Origin of the sequence: Pseudomonas sp. TMW22090, from assembly GCF_022496665.1 — a bacterium.
Lineage (GTDB): Bacteria > Pseudomonadota > Gammaproteobacteria > Pseudomonadales > Pseudomonadaceae > Aquipseudomonas > Aquipseudomonas gregormendelii.
In genome coordinates this window covers 249,750-269,720 of record NZ_SCFH01000007.1, presented here as the reverse complement: position 1 = coordinate 269,720, position 19,971 = coordinate 249,750, and the positions used below count along the sequence as shown (strand labels likewise).

The 19,971-nt window shown below is 61.2% G+C and carries 15 protein-coding genes and 1 pseudogene; 11 read left to right on the top strand and 5 right to left on the bottom strand.

Annotation, left to right across the window (positions count from 1 at the left end):
* Nucleotides 1-38 precede the first annotated feature (38 nt).
* From ribA to EQV97_RS20815, 3 genes are read left to right on the top strand one after another with little or no spacing between them, the layout of a single operon-like run.
* A complete protein-coding gene (gene ribA / locus EQV97_RS20825) occupies nucleotides 39-656 on the top strand; it encodes a GTP cyclohydrolase II (protein WP_045057501.1) in 618 nt (205 codons plus the stop codon).
* Entirely contained in the window at nucleotides 653-1,072 is a 420-nt protein-coding gene (locus tag EQV97_RS20820) for an MFS transporter (protein ID WP_122838872.1), read from the top strand. Before ribA ends, EQV97_RS20820 begins: the two co-directional genes overlap by 4 nt.
* Nucleotides 1,072-1,872, top strand: a complete 801-nt coding sequence (locus EQV97_RS20815) for a cobalamin-binding protein (RefSeq protein ID WP_240889710.1) — start codon at nucleotides 1,072-1,074, stop codon at nucleotides 1,870-1,872. Before EQV97_RS20820 ends, EQV97_RS20815 begins: the two co-directional genes overlap by 1 nt.
* Nucleotides 1,873-2,010: 138 nt before the next feature.
* Here EQV97_RS20815 and EQV97_RS20810 read toward each other — a convergent pair whose 3' ends face one another.
* The 5 genes and pseudogenes from EQV97_RS20810 to EQV97_RS20790 all read right to left on the bottom strand — a co-directional run.
* Nucleotides 2,011-3,894, bottom strand: a complete 1,884-nt coding sequence (locus EQV97_RS20810) for a TonB-dependent receptor (protein ID WP_122838874.1) — start codon at nucleotides 3,892-3,894, stop codon at nucleotides 2,011-2,013.
* Nucleotides 3,895-4,035: 141 nt separating this feature from the next.
* A complete protein-coding gene (dxs, locus tag EQV97_RS20805; RefSeq protein WP_122838875.1) occupies nucleotides 4,036-5,934 on the bottom strand; it encodes a 1-deoxy-D-xylulose-5-phosphate synthase in 1,899 nt (632 codons plus the stop codon).
* Nucleotides 5,935-6,026: 92 nt separating this feature from the next.
* Entirely contained in the window at nucleotides 6,027-6,914 is an 888-nt protein-coding gene (gene ispA / locus EQV97_RS20800; protein ID WP_122838876.1) for a (2E,6E)-farnesyl diphosphate synthase, read from the bottom strand.
* Nucleotides 6,911-7,153, bottom strand: a complete 243-nt coding sequence (locus EQV97_RS20795; protein WP_003228627.1) for an exodeoxyribonuclease VII small subunit — start codon at nucleotides 7,151-7,153, stop codon at nucleotides 6,911-6,913. Before EQV97_RS20795 ends, ispA begins: the two co-directional genes overlap by 4 nt.
* A 247-nt stretch (nucleotides 7,154-7,400) precedes the next feature.
* Nucleotides 7,401-7,508: pseudogene (locus EQV97_RS20790) on the bottom strand (DUF4172 domain-containing protein); the annotation flags it as partial.
* Nucleotides 7,509-7,785: 277 nt separating this feature from the next.
* On the opposite strand from EQV97_RS20790, the gene EQV97_RS20785 reads away from it, so the two are divergent.
* From EQV97_RS20785 to EQV97_RS20750, 8 genes are all read left to right on the top strand, one after another.
* On the top strand, nucleotides 7,786-8,577 hold the full coding sequence (locus tag EQV97_RS20785; RefSeq protein ID WP_240889708.1) for a DUF2135 domain-containing protein: 792 nt from the start codon (nucleotides 7,786-7,788) through the stop codon (nucleotides 8,575-8,577).
* A 51-nt stretch (nucleotides 8,578-8,628) separates the two neighbouring features.
* Entirely contained in the window at nucleotides 8,629-10,326 is a 1,698-nt protein-coding gene (locus EQV97_RS20780; protein WP_240889706.1) for a DUF2138 domain-containing protein, read from the top strand.
* 32 nt (nucleotides 10,327-10,358) lie between these two features.
* Nucleotides 10,359-10,961 carry a DUF1175 family protein gene (locus EQV97_RS20775; RefSeq protein WP_163019400.1) on the top strand — a complete coding sequence of 201 codons (603 nt, stop codon included), beginning with the start codon at nucleotides 10,359-10,361 and terminating at the stop codon, nucleotides 10,959-10,961.
* Nucleotides 10,958-15,523 carry an alpha-2-macroglobulin gene (locus EQV97_RS20770; RefSeq protein WP_240889705.1) on the top strand — a complete coding sequence of 1,522 codons (4,566 nt, stop codon included), beginning with the start codon at nucleotides 10,958-10,960 and terminating at the stop codon, nucleotides 15,521-15,523. Before EQV97_RS20775 ends, EQV97_RS20770 begins: the two co-directional genes overlap by 4 nt.
* A 1-nt stretch (nucleotide 15,524) precedes the next feature.
* Nucleotides 15,525-17,144 (top strand): DUF2300 domain-containing protein, encoded by a 1,620-nt coding sequence (locus EQV97_RS20765; protein WP_240889703.1) that lies wholly within the window; start codon nucleotides 15,525-15,527, stop codon nucleotides 17,142-17,144.
* A gap of 3 nt (nucleotides 17,145-17,147) precedes the next feature.
* A complete protein-coding gene (locus EQV97_RS20760) occupies nucleotides 17,148-17,954 on the top strand; it encodes a DUF2135 domain-containing protein (RefSeq protein ID WP_240889701.1) in 807 nt (268 codons plus the stop codon).
* 225 nt (nucleotides 17,955-18,179) lie between these two features.
* Nucleotides 18,180-18,608 (top strand): hypothetical protein, encoded by a 429-nt coding sequence (locus tag EQV97_RS20755; protein ID WP_122838884.1) that lies wholly within the window; start codon nucleotides 18,180-18,182, stop codon nucleotides 18,606-18,608.
* 559 nt (nucleotides 18,609-19,167) lie between these two features.
* Nucleotides 19,168-19,635, top strand: a complete 468-nt coding sequence (locus EQV97_RS20750) for a GNAT family N-acetyltransferase (RefSeq protein ID WP_240889699.1) — start codon at nucleotides 19,168-19,170, stop codon at nucleotides 19,633-19,635.
* Nucleotides 19,636-19,971: the final 336 nt, after the last annotated feature.

Below are 19,971 nucleotides of genomic sequence, written 5' to 3'. Positions count from 1 at the left end.
CTGCGAATCTCCAGTACCTATAGATCAGGAGCACACCGGTGCCTGTCGTTTTTGTCGCCGCTTCCAAGCTGCCAACGCCTTTTGCGCAATTCACCATGCACGGCTTTCTCGACGAAGAGAACGGGCGCGAGCACGTAGTCCTGAGCCTGGGTGAGTTCGATGACGGTGCCCCGGTACTGGGTCGCTTGCATTCCGAATGCCTGACCGGCGATGCCTTGTTCAGTCAGCGCTGCGACTGTGGTTCACAGCTTGAGGCAGCCTTGCAGGCCATCGCCCGTGAAGGCCGTGGCGTGTTGCTGTACCTGCGCCAGGAAGGTCGCGGCATTGGCCTGTTGAACAAGATCCGGGCCTATGAATTGCAGGACGGGGGCGCCGACACCGTCGAAGCCAACGAGCGCCTGGGCTTCGCCGCTGACCAGCGTGACTACGCCATGTGCCTGCCGATGCTGGAACATCTGGGAGTGAAATCCCTGCGCCTGATGACCAACAACCCACGCAAGGTCAAAGCCTTGACCGACATGGGCATCGTGGTCGCCGAGCGCGTGCCGCTGCACACCGGGCATAACCCTCACAACAAACTGTACCTGGCCACCAAGGCCAGCAAGCTCGACCACATGATGGGCAACGAGCATCAGGGCGAGGCGGATCGAGCGTGACCCGAGGTCAGGTGCGGCGGCGACTGTCCGTCAACTGGTGGCAATACCTGGCGCTGGCGCTGGTGCCATTGTTCGTGATCAACGGCGTGTTCGGCCAAATGGAGCCCATCCTGCCGGTGTTGGCGATGCCTTTGTTCATTGCCGGCGTGGCCTCGATGTTTGTCAGCCTGAAATTCTTCGGTGCCTACAAGCACGCGCTGATCGCCACGCAAAAAGCCCTCGATACCCCTGAGGAGCCCGCCGCCTGGATCGCCCTGGCCGCCAAGCGACGCACGGCGTTCCTGGTCGCCGGTTTGCCTGCCTGGATCGGCGCCCTGGCGGTGTTTGTGGGGCTGGAAGCGGTGCCGCTGTTTCTGCTGGCGCTGTCGACCGCCGTGTTGTTCTACCTCTACCGCATCCCGCGTCAGCTTGGCTGATGTGGCGTAATTGGCTGGCGGTGCTGCTGCTGGCCGTGAGCGGCAACGCTGCGGCGGTGGAGCGGGTTGTCAGCCTGGCGCCATCCCTGACTGAAATCGTCGTTGAGTTGAATTGCGCAGATCTCCTCGTGGGCGTTCTGGATGCCGGCGAGCGCCCCGCTGCACTTGATCATCTGGCTTCGGTCGGCCGCTACGGCCAGCTGGACATGGAGCGCCTGCTCAGTCTCAAGCCGGATTTGCTGTTGTTATGGCCCGGCAGCGTCGGCCCGGCCCAGCGCGAACAGCTCAAGCGCCTGAATATCCCCACTTATGTCGCCGAACCGCATGACCTGCAACAACTTGCGGCACAGATCGAAGCGATAGCTCGCCAGCTCGGGCGACCGGAGCGGGGTCTGGCGCTGGCTGCAAGTCTGCGGGCTCGCCTGGCTGAGCTGCGCCAGCGATACCGAAGGGATGAACCGTTGCGGGTGTTTTATCAGGTCTGGGATCGACCGCTGTATACCGTGGGTGGCGGGCAGATCATCAGTGATGCTCTTGAGGTGTGTGGGGCGCGCAATGTGTTTGCCGACCTGCAGCTGCCGGCGCCGCAGGTGAGCGTGGAGGCGGTGCTGCAGCGCAATCCCGAGGTCATTCTGGCCGGGGATCAGGCACAGCTTGAGTCATGGAGGGCCTGGCCCCAGGTCGCGGCCGTGGCGCACGGGCGGTTGTTGCGCGTGGTGGATAAGGGGCTGGAGCGGCCTAGCGGGCAGATGGTCGAGGCGACGGCCGCATTGTGTCGGTTAATTGCGCCGGACCGCTAAACCGAGTCGCCTGCATCGCGGGCAAGCCACGCTCCCACAGGTTTTGTGCATTACCTGAAACCTCTGGGAGCGGCGGTTCGACGGTTCGGCTTGCCCGCGACGAGGCCAATCCAGGCAACGTTGGGTCAGGGCTCTGGGTCAGAGCTCCGGCGTCCAGCTCACCCCGAACATCCACGCTCGGCCTTCCTCGCGATACCCGTATTGACTGCCGTCATAGCTGTACAGCACCCGGCTGTAACCCTTGTCCAGCAGGTTATCCACCTTCAGTTCTAGCCTGATCTCGCGATTCAACTCCCAGCTGCTGCGCAATCCCAGCAGCGCATAACCGCCTAAGGGCTGCTGGTTAGTCTCGTCGTCGTAACTGCTGCTCACGGCCTGCCAGCTGGCGCCGACGCCCAGCCGGTCAAACTGTCGATCCAGGTCCAGGCTCAGGGTGCGTCGAGCGCGGCGGGCCAGGGTATGGCCGGTGTCGCGATCCTGCGGATCAATGATCGCTACGCCCAGGTTGCCTTGCCAGCCGAACAGCTCCTGCTTCAACGCAGCCTCGAACCCGTTGATGCGCGCCGATGCGACGTTCTGCGGGCGTGAATTGCTGCCGAAAATGATCGCGTCTTCCAGGTCGGTGCGATACAGCGACGCCTCCAGGCGACTGGTGTCGCTTAACTGGCTGCGCCACTGCAGTTCGTAGCTCTTCGAGGTTTCCGGCTTGAGATCCGGGTTGCTGAAATCCGGGTAATACAGGTCGTTGAAGGTCGGTGCGCGGAAACCTTCGCTGTAGCTCAGCAACAGGTCATTGTCCGGATTCAGCGGCAAGGTAAAAGTGCCACTCCAACTGTTCTGGCCGCCAAACTGCTGGTTCTGGTCCCGGCGCAAGCCCAGCTCCGTGGAAAAACTCTCCGCCTGGTAGCGGTGCTGAATGAACGCAGCACGGTTCCAGCGACTGTCTTGATCGAACGGCGTGCTGCTGTTGATCCGGTCTTCATACCAGTCGCCCCCAAGGATCAGGCTGTTGCGGTCGTTGAGCGTCAGGTCGTTCTGCCAGTTCACCGAATCGCGGTAGGTGTTGAAGACGCTGCGCTCGTCGCTGAGCTTGTCGAGCGTCTTCTCGCGGTTCTCGCTGTGCCCCAGTTCGACCCGGGTTTTCCAGCGGTCGTTGACCCGGGCATCGACGTAGCTGCTGAAGCTGCTGACGGCAAAGTCGCTGTAGGGTTGCTGTTGAAATGATTCAAACGTGTCCAGGTCGAAGCGGCCAAACGGGTTGTCAAACGCGCTTTTGCCGCGGTTATCCAACAGGTTGGCGCCGACTTCGATGTCATCGGTCAGCGCATGGCTGAGGCTCATGCTCACCGACTTGTTACGGTACTCATCATGGTCGCCATCGCTGGGGTACGACTCGTGGGTGCGATCGATGCCGGCGGTCTCATCAAGACTGGCCCCCAGGTCGAAACGGGTTTTCTCGTCACCGCCAGACAAGCCAAGACTGCGTTCCCAGGTCTGGTTGCTGCCAAAGCCGGCGTGAATGCGTGCCTTCAGGCCCGGCTCGGCGCCGCGGCGGGTGAAAATCTGGATCACCCCGCCAATGGCATCGCTGCCGTAAATCACCGACCGGGAGCCACGCAACACCTCCACTCGCTCAACCTGCTCGATGTTGATGTGCTGCAGGTTGCTGTCGCCGGAAGTCGAGTTGCCGATGCGCTGGCCATCCACCAGCACCAGGCTCTGCGCCGACCGGGTGCCGCGAATGTAGATCCCCGGCAGGCTGCCGCGCCCGCCGGTTTGTCCGACCTGTACCCCCGGCACGCGCCGCAGCAGGTCGGTGACACTGGCCGGTTGCAGGCGGTCGATATCTTCGCGGGTGAACACAGTGTTGGCGGCGCTGCTGTCGTTGCGCGCTTCGACCTGGCGGTTGGCGCTGATCAGCACGTCGGGAAGCTTCAGGGCCTGGTCGCGTTCAAAGGTGTCGGCCAGCAGTTGACCGGCAGGCAGGAGGGTCAGCGCCAGGGCGAGCGGGGAGAGTTTCATGGAGGATCCGAGGTGATGCGGCACAACGCCCTGTAGAAGCTGCCGAAGGCTGCGATCTTTTGATTGTGTTTTGGCAGATCAGGAGCTGGCGAAGGGCAAGATCAAAAGATCGCAGCCTTCGGCAGCTCCTGCGCGGGATGGTTACAAATTGAACAATTGCAGGCGCTCGCGAATCGAAGCTTCGATCCCGGCCTCATCCAGTCCACACTCAGCCAGCATCTGCGCCGGCTTCGCGTGCTCGACGTAAAGGTCCGGCAAGCCCAGGTGCAGCATGGACTTGAGGATATTTTCCCGAGCCAGAAATTCGCTGACCGCGCCGCCAGCGCCGCCCATGATCGCGTTTTCCTCGACGGTCACCAGCAAGTCGTGACGGCCGGCAATTTCACGGACCAGGGCTTCATCCAGTGGCTTGACGAAACGCATGTCGACCACGGTTGCATCCAGCGTCTCGGCGACCTTTAACGCTTCGGCCAGTTGCACGCCAAACACCAGCAGGGCGACCTTGCTGCCCTGGCGGCGAACGATGCCCTTGCCGATGTCGATCGGCTCCAGGGTTTTTTCTATCGCAGCATTCGGGCCAGTGCCGCGTGGGTAGCGCACTGCTGCCGGACCGTTGTACAGGTGGCCGGTGGTGAGCATCTTGCGCAGTTCGTTTTCGTCGCTTGGTGTCATCACCAGCATGCCGGGGATGCAGCGCAGGAACGACAGGTCGAAGCTGCCCGCGTGGGTCGGACCGTCTTCGCCCACCAGGCCGGCACGGTCGATAGCAAACAGTACGTCGAGGTTCTGCACCGCCACATCATGCACGAGCTGGTCGTAGCCACGTTGCAGGAAAGTCGAGTAGATCGCCACCACTGGTTTTGAACCTTCGCAAGCCATGCCTGCCGCCAAGGTCACGGCGTGCTGTTCGGCAATCGCCACGTCGAAATAGCGCTCCGGGAACCGTTCGCTGAACGCCACCAGGTCCGAGCCTTCCTTCATGGCCGGAGTGATGCCGACCAGTCGCGGGTCTTCGGCGGCCATATCGCACAGCCACTCGCCGAATACACCCGAATACTTGGGGCCGCCGGCTTTCTTCGGGGCCGCCGCCGGTGCGTCGACCGGCTCCAGCTTGGTGATCGCGTGATAGCCGATCGGGTCGACTTCTGCCGGAGCGAAGCCTTTGCCTTTCTTGGTGACCACGTGCAGGAACTGCGGGCCCTTGAGGTCGCGCATGTTGCGCAGGGTCGCGATCAGGGTCGGCAGGTCGTGGCCGTCGATCGGTCCGATGTAGTTCCAGCCCAATTCCTCGAACAACGTTCCGGGGACCAGCATGCCCTTGGCATATTCTTCAGTACGACGAGCGATTTCCCAGGCACCGGGCAGGCGCGACAAGACCTTCTTGCTGCCTTCACGCATGCTCGCGTAAGTGCGGCTCGACAGGATCTTCGCCAGGTAATTCGACAGGCCGCCGACGTTGCGCGAAATCGACATGTCGTTGTCGTTAAGAATCACCAGCATGTCGGCGTTCACTTCCGGTGCGTGGTTCAGCGCTTCGAAGGCCATGCCGGCGGTCAGTGCGCCGTCGCCGATCACCGCGATCGCCTTGCGATCACTGTTCTGCAGGCGGGCGGCAATGGCCATGCCCAGCGCGGCACTGATCGAGGTGCTGGAGTGGCCGACGCCAAAGGTGTCGTACTCGCTTTCGGAGCGACGCGGGAACGCAGCAACGCCGTCCTTCTGGCGCAAGGTGGCCATGCGCTCGCGACGGCCGGTGAGGATCTTGTGCGGATAAGCCTGATGACCCACGTCCCACACCAGCCGGTCATCCGGGGTGTCGAATACGTAATGCAACGCGATGGTCAGCTCGATGACGCCCAGGCCGGCACCGAAATGCCCACCGGTCTGTCCGACCGTATAGAGCAATTCCAGGCGCAACTCATCGGCCAGGGTTTCCAGCTCGGCTTCGCCTAACCGGCGCAGGCCGTCCGGCGTGTTGGCACGGTCGAGCAGGGGCGTGGTCGGGCGCTTGCGGGGAATCTCATGAAACGTCGTGGGCATCAGGCGAATCGTTATAGGTATAAAAGATGCGGCAGTTTACCTGATGCATCGCCCCCTGCCCACGCGTTGGTTTTAACTTGGCGGATACGCCGTCAGCTGCGGCGCTCGACAATATAGCGGGCCAGGTCGCGTAACGGCTCCGCGGCCGCGTCAAACGGTCGCAGGGCGTGCAGGGCCTGATCGCGCAATTCCAGGGCGTAGGTCTTGGCTTCATCGAGACCGAGCAGGGCGGGATAGGTCGGCTTGTCGCGGGCGATGTCCGCACCTTGGCGTTTGCCCAGGGTTTCGGTATCGCTTTCGACGTCGAGAATGTCGTCCTGCACCTGGAATGCCAGGCCGATGGCCTGTGCATAAGTCTGCAGGGACTTCAGTTCGTCCTTTTCGGCACGGCCGCTGGCCAGGGCGCCAAGCTTGACGCTGGCTTCGATCAACGCGCCGGTCTTGTGCCGGTGCATGTATTCGAGCGCCTTCTGATCGAGCTTCAGGCCCACCGAGCCGAGGTCGATAGCCTGGCCGCCCACCATGCCGGCCGGGCCTGCGGCCAACGCCAGGGCGCTGACCATCTGCAGGCGGATGTCAGCATCGGCGCTGCTCAGCTGCGGATCGAGCAGGGCGCTGAACGCCAGGCTCTGCAAGCCATCACCGGCCAGAATGGCGCACGCTTCATCGAATTTTTTGTGCGTAGTTGGCTGGCCGCGACGCAGATCGTCGTCGTCCATGGCCGGCAAATCGTCGTGCACCAGGGAGTAGGCGTGGATCAGCTCAACCGCACAGGCCGCACCATTGGCCTGCTCGACCTTGCCACCCAGTGCTTCGCAGGCGGCATAGGCCAGCAATGGGCGAACGCGTTTGCCGCCGTTCATCACGCTGTAACGCATGGCTTCGTACAAACGCCCGAGTTCGGGGCTTGGGGCGATAAACAAGGTCTCCAGTGCCGCGTTGACACGCGCCTGGCTATTGGCCGAATAGGCGGCAATCATTCCGGTTGTTCCGCGTCGAAGGGTTCCTCGGCGAGTTCGCCATCGCGCTCAAGCAGCACCTGAACCTTTTGCTCGGCCTGAGCCAGCGCCGCCTGGCAATCGCGAGTCAGCCCGATGCCCTGCTCGAAAGCCGTCAGCGAATCCTCCAGCGACAACTCGCCGTTCTCCAGTCGCTCGACCAGTGTTTGCAGGTCAGCGAGGGATTGTTCGAAATCCAGTGCAGCTTTTTTGCGGGCCATGGCGGCTATTTCCGGTTGACGTTAAACCGGCGCGACACTAGCAGACATGGGGGTTATGGGCAAATGGACGGGGGTTTTATGACCTGTTTCAGGGGCATTGACACACTCCCACAGGAGTGTGTTGCAACAGGTCATGGTGTTGAAGGGTCTGGAAAATTGATTTGATAGCGAGTGTTACGCCCACCGCCGGGCAGTCGCCTTGGACACCTTCGCCACAGCCTGATTCTGCGCCGCGCTAATCCCGCCTCAACTGTCCTTGCGCCTGAACGCAATCGCGCAGCAAAGGTGCGAGGCGTTCGGATTGCCACTTGAAGTCAGGCCAATCCGACTGTTGCCAGATCCAGTTCGGGGCCATAGTCCGGTCCTTTTAAGATGTGTGAGCCGATTAGAACGTCTATTCGGCTCATCTGATGAGCCGAATATGGCGTTTATTCGGCTCACCGTCCGCCCCTTGGGCGCGATGCCTACTGCAAATCAGCCAGACCTGATTGTTAAAAACCGCCCGACTGTCTAACCTCGCGCCATCCTTGACCCGATATTCGCGGGTCTTTTTTGACGAAACGCAGTATCTGGATCTGTCACGCGCCGAGGATCAGGCGCAAGGTTTCGTTGTGCATGGCAGGAGGCGTTACATGCGTTCATTTCTTCTGGTGATGCTGGGGTGGGTCTGCGCGACTGCCGCCTTGGCCGAGCCGACGGCGCAATTGTCAGAACCGGTCGGTGGCTGGCGCTACAACGGCTTGCTCGATCGCAGCGAATACTCTCAGGTTGCCTATCCGACGCCACCCATCGACCGGGGCGTGCAGCGCAATCGCACCATGATCCAGGGCCAGCTCAAGGCCATCGGCACCCAGCGCGGGCCGCATACCCTGGCGGTCAACGGCAATCCCCTGAATCTGTATACCGACGACCAGGGTCGCTTCGCCCGGCCCTATGCGTTCGGTGCCGGCTCCAACAGTGTCGAAGTGCGCAGCGCCGAAGGCAAATCCCTCAAACGCGTTCAATTCTATGAAGCCAACAGCCTGCGCACCCCGGCGCAGATTCGCGTGGTGCTGGGCTGGGACGATCCGAAAGCCGAGCTCGACCTGCACATCGTCACACCCGATGGCCAGCATGCATTCTGGTCGCATCCGGCGTTATCCAACGGGGGCGGCCTGGACCCGGATGGGGTGGACGGTCCCGGCCCGGAAATGTTCACCATGACCGCGCCGATGCGTGGCACCTATCTGGTTTACGTCAACTATTGGGGCAACTTCGGTAGCGGCGGCTATAACTTCGATGAGGCCAGTAACCAGAACGAGGTCATCACCTCGCAAATCAACCTGGTGCTGAATGAGAACACTGTCAACGAAAAACGCGAAACCTTCATCGTGCCCCTGCGCGCGATTGGTGACCTGCTGCTGGTCAAGACTTTCAACTATTAAGCATCCCGCTCCACGGATGAACAGCTGAGCCTCGGGAACATGAGCGTGAATATGAGCGATAACACCGTACCTGCGTCAGCCAACCTCCCGCGTCGCTGGCCGGCATTGTTGATCGGCCTGTGCGTAGTGGCTGGCGTGGCCGGCGCCATGGGTTGGTTCATGTACAAACCCAAGGCACCCATGGCACTGCTGGCCAGCGACAAGCTGGGAATGAGCCGGCCGGACGGCCTGCTCGAAACCCATTCCCTGAGTCAGTTGCCCAAAGACCTGCTGGCCGTGCCGTTCCTCAAGGAAACCCTGACTGAGGATTTCGTCTTCTATTACGAGACCCATGCCGATCGCCTGGGCTTGATCGGCAGCCTGCGACGGATCATCTACGAGCATGACCTGAAATTACAGGACAGCCTCATCGAGCAGCTGTTCGATCAGCCGGCAGACGTTGCACTGTGGCGCGGGGCAGATGGTCGCCTGAAGGATTTTCTGCTGGTGATGGATCGTGGAGGCCTGGCCAAAGTGCTGGAGCCGCTGGCCAAAGTGGCGCTGGATGATACCCAGTTGAGCAAGGTCGCTGAGGTGAAAGTCGGCGCCGACGACGTCGCGCTGTACCAGCTGACCTATAACGCTACCAAGGCGTTGCTGTTCGCTTCTCATGGCGACAAATTGGTGGTGCTGTCCAATCCGATCCGCCTGCACGACCCCGAAGATGGCGCAGCGCCAGAGCCGGGGAGTGTTTCCAGCCAGGCCATCGCGGCCTTGCTCAATGGCGAAAAACTGTTTCCCGAGGCCTTTGGCCTGCCACCCCGAGCCCCGGGGGTGAAACAGCGGTTGTCGGTGAATTCCAGTGTTTTGGCCATGGGCTACCAGCGATTCATCCCCAGCTTTGCCGGGCTTCGTTTCGACATGGACGACCAGGGCTGGCACGGCTTCCTCGCCATGGACGAACTGGACAATCAGCCAGACTTCGATTTCAAGCCGATCTGGCAGGCCATGCCCATGGGCGCCAGCGCTTGCGTGGCCTTGCCGCTGGCCGCCGAGCAACAGCAACCTTTACTGGTGAAGCTCGGCGCCGATGACAAGGTGGCCCAGGCGCTGACCGGACACATGGCAGGTGCTGCCGGCCTGTGCTGGTACGCCGATTCGCGGCTGTACACACCGTTGATGGTGGCGAGCCTGGACGATGATGACAGTGCCAGGCTCGACGGCGACCTGGGCACTTTGTTCGGCTCGATGGTCGGTGCCTATGAAGGCAAGGTCGATGAGCATGCTTTCCCTGTGGTGGAGAAACAGCAGGGTGACACCCGTCAGTGGCAGCGTCAGGTCAGCTCCAGTTTCGGCCCCTATGCTGCCAGCGAGGCCGAGCAACCGGCGGCGATCACCGGCAAGGCGTTCATGCGCGTGAGTCTGGCGCGCCATGGCTCGACGCTGCTGTTCTCCCTCGACGACAAACTCGTCGACAAAGCCCTCGACACCCTCGACAAGCGTTTTCCGCCGATGGCCGACCTGGTGCCGAAAGACCTGTTGATGCCGGTGTATTTCGGCCCCGATGCCATGGCGCAACTGATGCAGCGCGAAACCCTCGACAGCCTGCCACAGGACATGGAACCGGTGTTTTACAACGCCGCCCAGACTTACCTGATGCCCAAACTGCGCACGCTGGGCGGCTATGGTAAATACGCCCTGACCTTGCCCGAAGGCAGTGAGCCCAACGGCCATTGGCAGTGGCTGCCGTTGCAGTGGAAAGCCCTGTGACCTTGCTTGTCCGCAGCCTTGGCCTGGTGGCGATGCTCTTGGGCACTCGCGTGTTCGCCAGCGACGCGGCCTCGCTCGATCCACAGCAATCCCAAGTGTTTCGCGCCTGGTTCGTACGCATCGCCCAGGAACAGTTGGTGCAGGGCCCAAGCCCGCGCTGGTATCAGCAGGACTGCGCCGGGCTGGTTCGATTTGCCGCCAACGAAGCCCTGAAGGTGCATGACGACAAATGGCTGCGCAGCAATGGCATGTCCAATCGCTACCTGCCGCCGCAATTGCAACTGAGTGAGGCGCAACGTGGCCTGGCCCGGCAGTGGCAGCAAGGTGGCGGCAAGGTCGGGCCCTACGTCAACGCGATCAAGCTGATCCAGTTCAACAGTCATCTGGTTGGCCGTGACGTGGCTCAGGCCCGGCCCGGCGACCTGATGTTTTTTGATCAGGGTGACGACCAGCACTTGATGATCTGGATGGGCCGCAACATTGCCTATCACACTGGCACCACCACCCCCACTGACAACGGCATGCGCTCCGCGAGCCTGCAGCAACTCATGACATGGAAGGACACCCGATGGATACCCGACGCAGCCAATCCCAACTTCATCGGCGTCTATCGACTGAATTTTCTCTCCCAATGATCGGTGCCCGCATGCTGCGTTTTCTGCCTTTGCTGTTGGTTCTGATGCTGCCTTTCTCGGCGGCTGATGCTGAAGACAGCGTCGAGCCAAGTGGCTACACGCCGGTGCCCGGCGAGAGTTTTTTCCTGCTGGCCGACAGCAGCTTTGCCAGCGACGAACCCGCAGTGGTTCGGCTCGAAGCCCCCGGGCGCGATTACCGCCGGTTTCGCATGGAGCCCTATGGCGGCGCGGATATCCGGGTGTATCGCATCGACAAGCCGCTGGACTTTCTCAAGCGCCAGAAGAACCTGCACCGGGTGGTCAGCGATGGCCAGTTCAAGGGCGAAGGCCTGTCGAACACCCTCGCGTACCTGTGGGACAACTGGTACCGCAAGTCCCGTCGAGTGATGCAGCGAGCGTTTTCCTACGAGTCGCGTAAACAGGTCACCGAGCAAGTACCGGAGCTGAAGATGGGCGCCGCCATGGCTGCGCCCACGCCCTACGATGCCCAGCCGCAGTTCGCCCTGATTCCGGGCTTGCCGGTGGTCAGCCAGTTCCGCTATCCGCTGTGGGAGGCCAAGCCGATCCAGCCGCCGCCAGGCGTGAACCTGGCCGGTTCCTCCAGCGATTTTGTCAGCGTCGCTGCGGGCAACGTCTACATCCCGCTGGGTCATTTGAAGCCGGGTCTTTATCTGGTGGAGGCGCTGATCGGCAAGTACCGCGCAACCACCATGGTGTTCGTCTCCAACACCGTGGCGGTGAGCAAAATTGCCGGTGATGAATTGGTGGTCTGGGCGGCGCGCAAACACGAAGGCAGCTCGGTGCCGAAGGTTAATGTGCTGTGGACCGATGGCCTCGGCGTGATGAGCAGCGGCGCTACCGACACGGACGGTTTGCTGCGGCTGAAACACGTCAGCCCCGAGCGTTCGTTCGTGATCGGCGAGGACGAGGAGGGCGGTGTTTTCGTCTCCGAAAACTTCTATTACGACAGCGAAATCTACGACACCAAACTCTACGCGTTCACCGACCGGCCGCTGTACCGGCCAGGGGATTGGGTGTCGCTGAAAATCGTCGGCCGCGAGTTCAAGAACGCGCGGGAATCGATGGCGCCGACTGCTGCCGACGTCAACGTGACCGTGCTCGATGCCACCGGCACGGCGCTGCAATCGCTGGCTCTGAAGCTCGACTCCAAAGCCGGTACCCAGGGCCGTTTCCAGCTGCCGGACAACGCGGTGGCGGGCGGTTATGAAATGCGTTTCAGCTACAAGGATCAGGCCTACAGCAGTGCCTTCCGCGTCGCCGAATACATCAAGCCGCACTTCGAAATTTCGCTGAACCTGGCCAAGCAGGATTTCCGCACGGGCGAGCCGGTGAAGGGCAGCCTCGTGCTGTTGTACCCGGACGGCAAACCGGTGGCCAACGCCAAGTTGACCCTGAGCCTGCGCGCCCAGCAGCTGTCGATGGTCGACAACGAGCTGCAATACCTCGGGCAATTCCCGATCGAGCTGACCAGCACCGAACTGACCACCGATGCCAAGGGCAACGCGCCCCTCGACCTGCCGGCCGCCGACAAACCGAGCCGCTACATGCTGACGGTGTTCGCCAGTGATGGCGCGGCGTATCGGGTCAGGACCACCAAGGAAATCCTCATCGATCGTGGTGCTGCAAGTTTCAGCTTGCGTGCACCGCAGCGCTTCAGCGCAGTCGGCGACAAGGTTGCCTTCGGCTACGCCAACGAAAGTGCTGGCGAGCAAAGCAAAGCCGTGACCCCGAGCAGCTACAGCTGGGTGCGTCTGGAAGACCAGAGCACCGGCGAGGGCAAACTCGGCGCGAAAGACCAAGGCTTCACTATCGCTTTCGACCGTCCGGGCACTTACAACCTGACGCTGAAGGATGAACATGGCCGCGTCGTCGGCGCCACCGGTCATTCGGTCACCGGCGAGGGGGTCAAAGCCGTGCCGGGCACTGTGGAAATTGTCCTCGATAAACCCGAGTACGCGACCGGCGATGAAGCCCTCGCCTTGATCACCTTCCCGGAACCGGTCAGCGATGCACTGCTGTCCCTGGAGCGTGACAAGGTCGAGGCCACCGCGTTGCTGTCCAGGGGCGGTGACTGGCTGAAGATGGAAAAACTCAGCGAGACCCAGTACCGCGCGCGCATCCCGGTGAAGGATAACTTTGCACCGAACCTGACATTCTCCGTGCTCTACACCAAGGGCGGTCAGTACAGCTTCCAGAACGCCGGCATCAAAGTGGTGACGCCGCAAATCGACGTGGCGATTGCCACCGATAAAGAGGCGTACCAGCCGGGCGATACCGTGTCGGTTGACCTGACCACCCAGTTCGCCGGCAAGCCAATTGCGGCGCACCTGACGGTCAGCGTCGTCGATGAAATGATCTACGCGCTGCAACCGGAAGTTGCGCCGACCATCGACCAGTTCTTCTACCACCCGCGCCGCAACAACGTGCGTACCAGCGCCAGCCTGTCGTTCATCAGCTACGACGTGGCATTGCCCGGCAGCCCAGGCGCGCCGGGCAAAGCCAACCGCAGCGAGCGCGGGGTGAAAGTACTGGAGCGCCCGCGTCGTGAAGACGTCGACACTGCCGCCTGGCAGCCGGAATTGGTGACCGATGCCAGCGGCAAAACCCGTTTCACCTTCAAGATGCCGGACTCGCTGACTCGCTGGCGTATCACTGCCCGGGCCATCGCTGATGACGGGCAGGTCGGGCAAAAGAAACAATTCGTGCGCTCGGAAAAACCGCTGTACCTGAAGTGGAGCGGCCCTACCCGATTCCGTACCGGCGACAAACCCGATCTCGGTGTGTTCGCCTTCAGCCAGGCCGAAAAACCGGTCAAGGCTGAGCTGGTGATTCATTACGGCGGCGCCGACCAGCGCGTGCCGGTGACCCTGAACAACGGCATCAACTACATCGCGTTGCCAGCGTTTGCTTTGGCGAGTGGGGACTGGACGGCTGAACTTGTGCAGGACGGTAAGACCGCCGACGCCCTGGCCGTGCGCCTGACTGCGACCGGTGAAGGCTGGCAGGTGACTCAAAGCCAGGTGGTGGATGCGCCCAGCGGTGATACAGCGCTGAACTTGCCGGCGGACGCGACGGATATTCGCCTGCGCCTGGATGACAGTCCGCAAGCGTTGTTCCGCTCGGCGCTCGATGATTTGTTGAGTGACCCGTATGGTGGCGTCGAGCAAACCGCCAGCCAGTTGTTGCCATTGAGCATCGCCTATCCATCGCTGTCGTCGAACCCTCAGGTCCGCGATCGCTTGCGCCTGATCATGCAAAACAGCCGCCTGCGCCTGGTGCATATGGCCGGTCCTACGGCGAGTTTCACCTGGTGGGGCCAGGACGGGGAGCCGGACGCCTTCCTCACCGCTTACGCCTATTACGCCGACTGGTACGCCAGTAAAGCGCTGGAACTGACCCTGCCGCCGGAGCATTGGCAGCGGGTGCTTGAGGTATACGCCAAGCAAGCGAAAAACACGCCACTGCTGCAGCGGGCACTGATTCTGGCTTTCGCCAAGCAGATGCAATTGCCGGTAAACACCTTGCTCAGCGGCTTGCTGGAAGACCTGACACAAGCAGGCGAGGGGCCGGCAGCGAACATGCTCGACGACGCGCAAGACAGCCTGGTCATGGGCGATCCGGATTCGGCGTTGGGCCTGTCGGTGGCCCGCGTGCTGGCGGCGTCCCTGGCCAACCCGTTGAGGGTCAGCCTGCCGGAGGCGTTCAATCGTCAGCTGGCGGACGCCCGGCAGCGCCTGGAGGTCAGTTCACACCCCTTTGTCGAAGCATTAAATCTGTCGCTGCAACCCTTCGAACAGGCCCGGGCGCAAGCCTTGCTGCAACGCCTGCTGCCGCAACAATCCACCCTGGAACGCGCCTTGGCGCTGACCTGGCTGGCGCGCAGCATTGAACAGGCCTCGCCCACCATCGCGCTGGCACCGGGAGACGGCTGGAAGAAACAGCATGGCGCTACCGGTGAGCTGTACTGGACGTGGCAGGGCGCTACGCCAGTGCCGACAGTGCTGGCCTTGTCCGGGGCACAGGAGCGGCCGTTAAAAGCCGCGCTGAGTTTCCAGACACGGCAGCCGCCAGCCGAGCCGTTGGCCGTGACCGTTACCCGCCGTTTGTCACGACTGGTGCCCGGTGACGAAGCCTTCACCTTCAAGCTCGAGCCGGTGAACGGCAAGCCGTTGTCCAGCGACAGCCTGTACCTGGACGAAGTGGTCATCACCAGCAAAGCGCCGAAACCGCTGCGCTACGGCATGATCGAAGTGCCGCTGCCACCGGGCGCCGATGTCGAGCGCACCACCTGGGGCATCAAGTTGATGGGCAAGGCCGGCACCGAACCGACTTCGCTGGAGAAGGCGCGTTTCGAACCGGGGCAAATGGCTTACGCCATTCCAGTGGATGCCTTGAGCGGCGAATTGCGCGTGCGTCACCTGGTGCGCTTCTCGCACAAAGGCCAGTTCAACCTGCCGCCAGTGCGGTTCACCCAGATCTACGCGCCACAGCACCAGGCCCAGGAACAGAAACCGGCGCTTGGCCAGGTCATGGTCCACTGACATGACCCGGCGTCTGGCCTGGCTACTGCTGTGTTTGCTCCCTGCGCTGGCGACAGCGCAGGACGACCCGCTGCGGCTGGGCTTCAAGGGTGAATTGCTGTCGTTGAACCGGACGCAATTGATCTCCCGCGAGCCGTTGCCTTCAGATCTGCAGACGCCGTTAGGCAGTATGTGGAAGCTGTTTGTCTACGCATGGCTGGTGGATACCGGCGCCCATGAACCACCTTATGAATGTCGCGGGCAGTCGAAGGAAGAAGTGTATTGCTGTACGACTGGCGGCAAGATCGGGCGTGATCAGGCGCTGGTAAATTCCTGCGGGTTGTACTTTGAGCCTGCGCGGTTGGGCATTGCGGGCGCTCAATGGCGCACGTATTGGCAGGCACGGCAGGCACCGCAGTGGTTGCTGAACTTGCCGTCGTTGCAGCCTTCGACCCGGGTGCAGGTCGTTGACTTGCTGCGGATGCTGGCCGTAATGCCCGCGCAGGATCAGGCGCGGCAGGTGTTGCTCGATGTGGTGTTGAACGCGGCGGATGGCAATGTCGTCGGTGAACTCGGCGGCCGGCTGCGGGTGAAAACCTGGAGCTGGCTGGGGGATCAGGACCCTGCGTCGCGTCAGGGCGGGTTTGCCGGTTGGACGGTGGATGGCACGCCGATCTGGGCCGGTGGGCGCGGCACCAGTCAGATGGTTCTGCGCAAACATGGCCAGGCCCTGGCGGCAGTGTTGCCGGTGGGTTGGCCGTTGGATGCGGGACGTTGCATTGAGGTTGGTCTGTTTTCACGCTATCCGGTTGAACGGGTTCTGGCGGGGGATCGGGTGGTTGCCGATGGGCCATTGCAGGGCGACTATCGCGTGGAGTTCGCTAATGGCAATCAGCTGGCTATCCACAGCGACGGTGAGCTGTTTCTGCTCAAGGACAAACTCGTTGCGCGCCTGGACCGCGAAGAATACGTCGCCCGTGTCCTGCAGCGAGAAGCCAAATCCGAACCGGTTGAAGCGGCCAAAGCCCTGGCCATCGCGATCCGTACCTACCTGCTGCAAAACGCCACCCGCAGCGGCGACTGCCTGAGCATCGACGACAGCAGCACCCGCCAACGCGTCGCCCCACGCCCGGCCATCGCCCAATCGCGCAACATTGCCGCGTGGACCAGCGACCTGGTCCTGGCCGGCAGCACCGTCACCTATCACTCCGACCAGCCCGGCCCGGACAAACTCTCCTGGCAACACGCCGTCGAACAAGCCAACGCCGGTCAGCGCTACGACGCCATCCTGCTGCATGCCTATCCACGCGCCAGCCTCAGCCGCTGGGACAACCCTGTGGCGTCCTGCGAAGCACTGCCCGCCGCCCAGGACTGGCTGCAAAAACAGCGCCGCAGCTGGCGTGGGCGTTTGGACAGCGAGGTCGGCTACAACGAAGTCAGCACCTTCGCCGTCTGCCGCCTGGCGTTCGGCCGCCCCTATGTCGACCGCGAACGCCAGCGGCTCTATGTGCGCGGCGTGCTGTCGCTGCAGGATCGTCTCGACCTGACCCATGAATACTTGCACCTGGCCTTTGAAGCACATCCCAACGGCCAGGACGAAACCTACATCGAAGGGCTTGCCCGTCACCTGCTGCTGGAATAGGCCATGAAACTCCGTTATTCACCGATCATCCTGTTCCTTTGCCTGTTGCCGACAATGGTGGCGGCCCAGAGCGCCGTGAAACTCGACACCCCCGTCGGCGGCTGGCGCACCGGTGCGCCCGAGGGGGAGGGCGAGCGTTTCCGCCAGACCGTCAACTACCCGGCTTCGTCGGTCAACACGCCAGCCGGGCAGGCCAACACCGCCCGCATCAGCGGCCAGATCAAGGCCACCCCCAAATCCACCGAGCCAGGCCGCCTGATCGTCAACGGCGTCAGCATGCCCCTGAAGATCGACGACGCCGGCCGCTTCGATCGCCCGTTCTCTTTCCCCAACGGCAGCAACAGCGTCGAAGTCCGCAGCCCCGACGGCCAGCAGCGCCACCGCAGCCAATTCCTCAACACCAGCGGCGGCGCCACCCCGGCCAAGCTGCGGGTACTGCTGGCATGGGACAGCGACAACACCGACCTGGACCTGCACCTCATCACCCCGGACGGCGCCCACATCTGGTACGGCGACCGCGCCGTCCCGAACGGCGCGGCGCTCGACGTCGACGTGACCACCGGCTACGGCCCGGAAATCTTCGCCATGCCGGCACCGATCAAGGGGCAATACCTGGTGTACGTGAATTATTTCGGCGGCGGGTACCGCAGCGATGACGAAGGCCAGGAAGATGCCGTGCAGCCGCTGACCACGGCGCAGGTGACGGTGATTACGCAGGAAGGCACGCCGAACGAGAAGATGGAGACGTTTGTGGTGCCGATGCGGGCGGTGGGGGAGTTGACGCTGGTTAAAGGGTTTAGTTATCCGTGAGGGAATTTCGGCAGCATTGCTGGAAGTATTACCTTGACGACGCGGCCGGGTGCACATCTCAAGAAGTAAGCAAAATCCTATAGGTATAAAGAATGTTTACGCTAATGCTCGTCAGGTTTTGCGGGTGCGCAACTCTGCATGGAAATTAAAATACCATCCAGATGTTCGCCACATTTTTTCTACCATCGTTCTAAAAACGTTCCCTATTTGCTTGGAGATTCTCTGATGCTATCGCGCGTCATAACCCTATCATTGCTCGCCGGTCTGGCGTCTCAGGTCAATGCCAGCTGTGACATGCCGGATTCACTGGTCAATCAGACCATGATCAATGTGGCCGATCCACTTTATTCGCCGAGTAATCCCAACGCCGGTAATCAAGTTCGGTTAACGCTCAACGATGGAAGTTATCAACTGGAGGTGCTCGGGACGCCGATCGTGTCCACAGGCGAATATGAATACCGTAAACATGCACGCGACCTGGGGCAGTTGGTCATGCGAGAAACTTATCAGGGTGAGCCGGTGAACTACACATGGACCCTGGTGTGTGAATCCAACCAGCGTGGAACTTTTGTCTTCAGCCAGCAGAACGGCCCCATCAAACCGGATGTTCGTCAAAACACCGGGCGCTATACGCTGGGTGCGGCGAGTCGCTGACACCTTGCCGACAGGCTAAGGGTTGGCTTGTTGTACGCGTTCCCCTGCAGGAGCCAGCTTGCTGGCGATGGTCGTTAACGATAACGCGTGTGGGCTGGCTGAATGCGGCGTACCTGAGTCCATCGCCAGCAAGCTGGCTTCTACAGGTTTTGGGTGAGTTGTGTTTCCCGCGATGGCGTGAACACGTTCCGCGTGCGCACGGTCCCCTGTGGAAGCTGGCTTGCCAGCGAAGGCGGCCTGACTGCCCCCCCCCATTGTCTTTCTGATGTACCCATTCATTACTGCGATCACGGCCGTCTACATGCTTATCAGTGCAGTAGGCCGGTTGGGCATCATTTACATTTAAAAACTGTGTAAGTTTCGGGGTTAAGAATAATCTTATAGATGCAAGTGATATTCTGCGGTAGTCGTCGTTATATTCAGTGCGAGTAAAGCAATAAATATAAAGTAATATGTAATCACTTGCTGTGTTGGTTTCTTCTGTTTTAGTTGTGTATCGTGTTTGGCTGTAGCCACTCCTGTTTTTTTACTGAAAGAGTTTCTGCCTGGGAGCAATGTGATGATCGTCCTGGAACCCATGTCCGCCGCTTCATTCGAGCGCTTCAAGGCTTACAGCGTTGCCGATTTCGCCGCGCAGATGCAGCGCACCGGCGAGTGGGAAACTGATCGGGCGCCGGCACTGGCCGAGGCGTCCTTTGCCCGGTTGCTGCCCGAGGGGTTGCTGACTCCGGACAACTATCTGTTCGATATCAAGGACAGTGCCCTGGGTGAGTGTGTAGGCGCCATCTGGGCTGGGGTGGTCGAAGAGGAACGGCGTGAAGGTTTCATATTCGACCTGATGATCCATGAATCCTGTCGGCGCAAAGGCTATGCAAGATTGGCAATGCAGGAAATCGAAGCATTTTTTGTGACCCTGAACGTGCGCTCCATTGCGCTGGAGGTTTACTTTGATAATGCGGGTGCGCGGCGCCTTTACGATGAGTCGGGCTATCAGGTGACCAGCCAAAGCATGCGTAAAATGTTATGACTTTTTAAGTCTTGATCAAATGTTGTCAATGATAGTGCAGGTGTCCGTGTGAGATTTTTATCCCTATGCTGTTTGCTGTTTGGCCTCTCGGGGTGCGGGACTATCAACAGTGTCTTTGTTCCTGACCCTGTAGTGGTCTCTACGCTCAAATGGTCACAGACCCATTGTGGCGCCTTGCCTCGCGTATTCAGTGGCCTTATTTATGATTTATGTGTGTTGAATGGCCCTCCGCGCGCTGAAGCCAGTGGGCATGCACCACATGTCAATAACACGCCCTTTATACTGCTCGATATCATGGCTTCGACCGTATTTGATGTTGTCTTGTTGCCTTATACG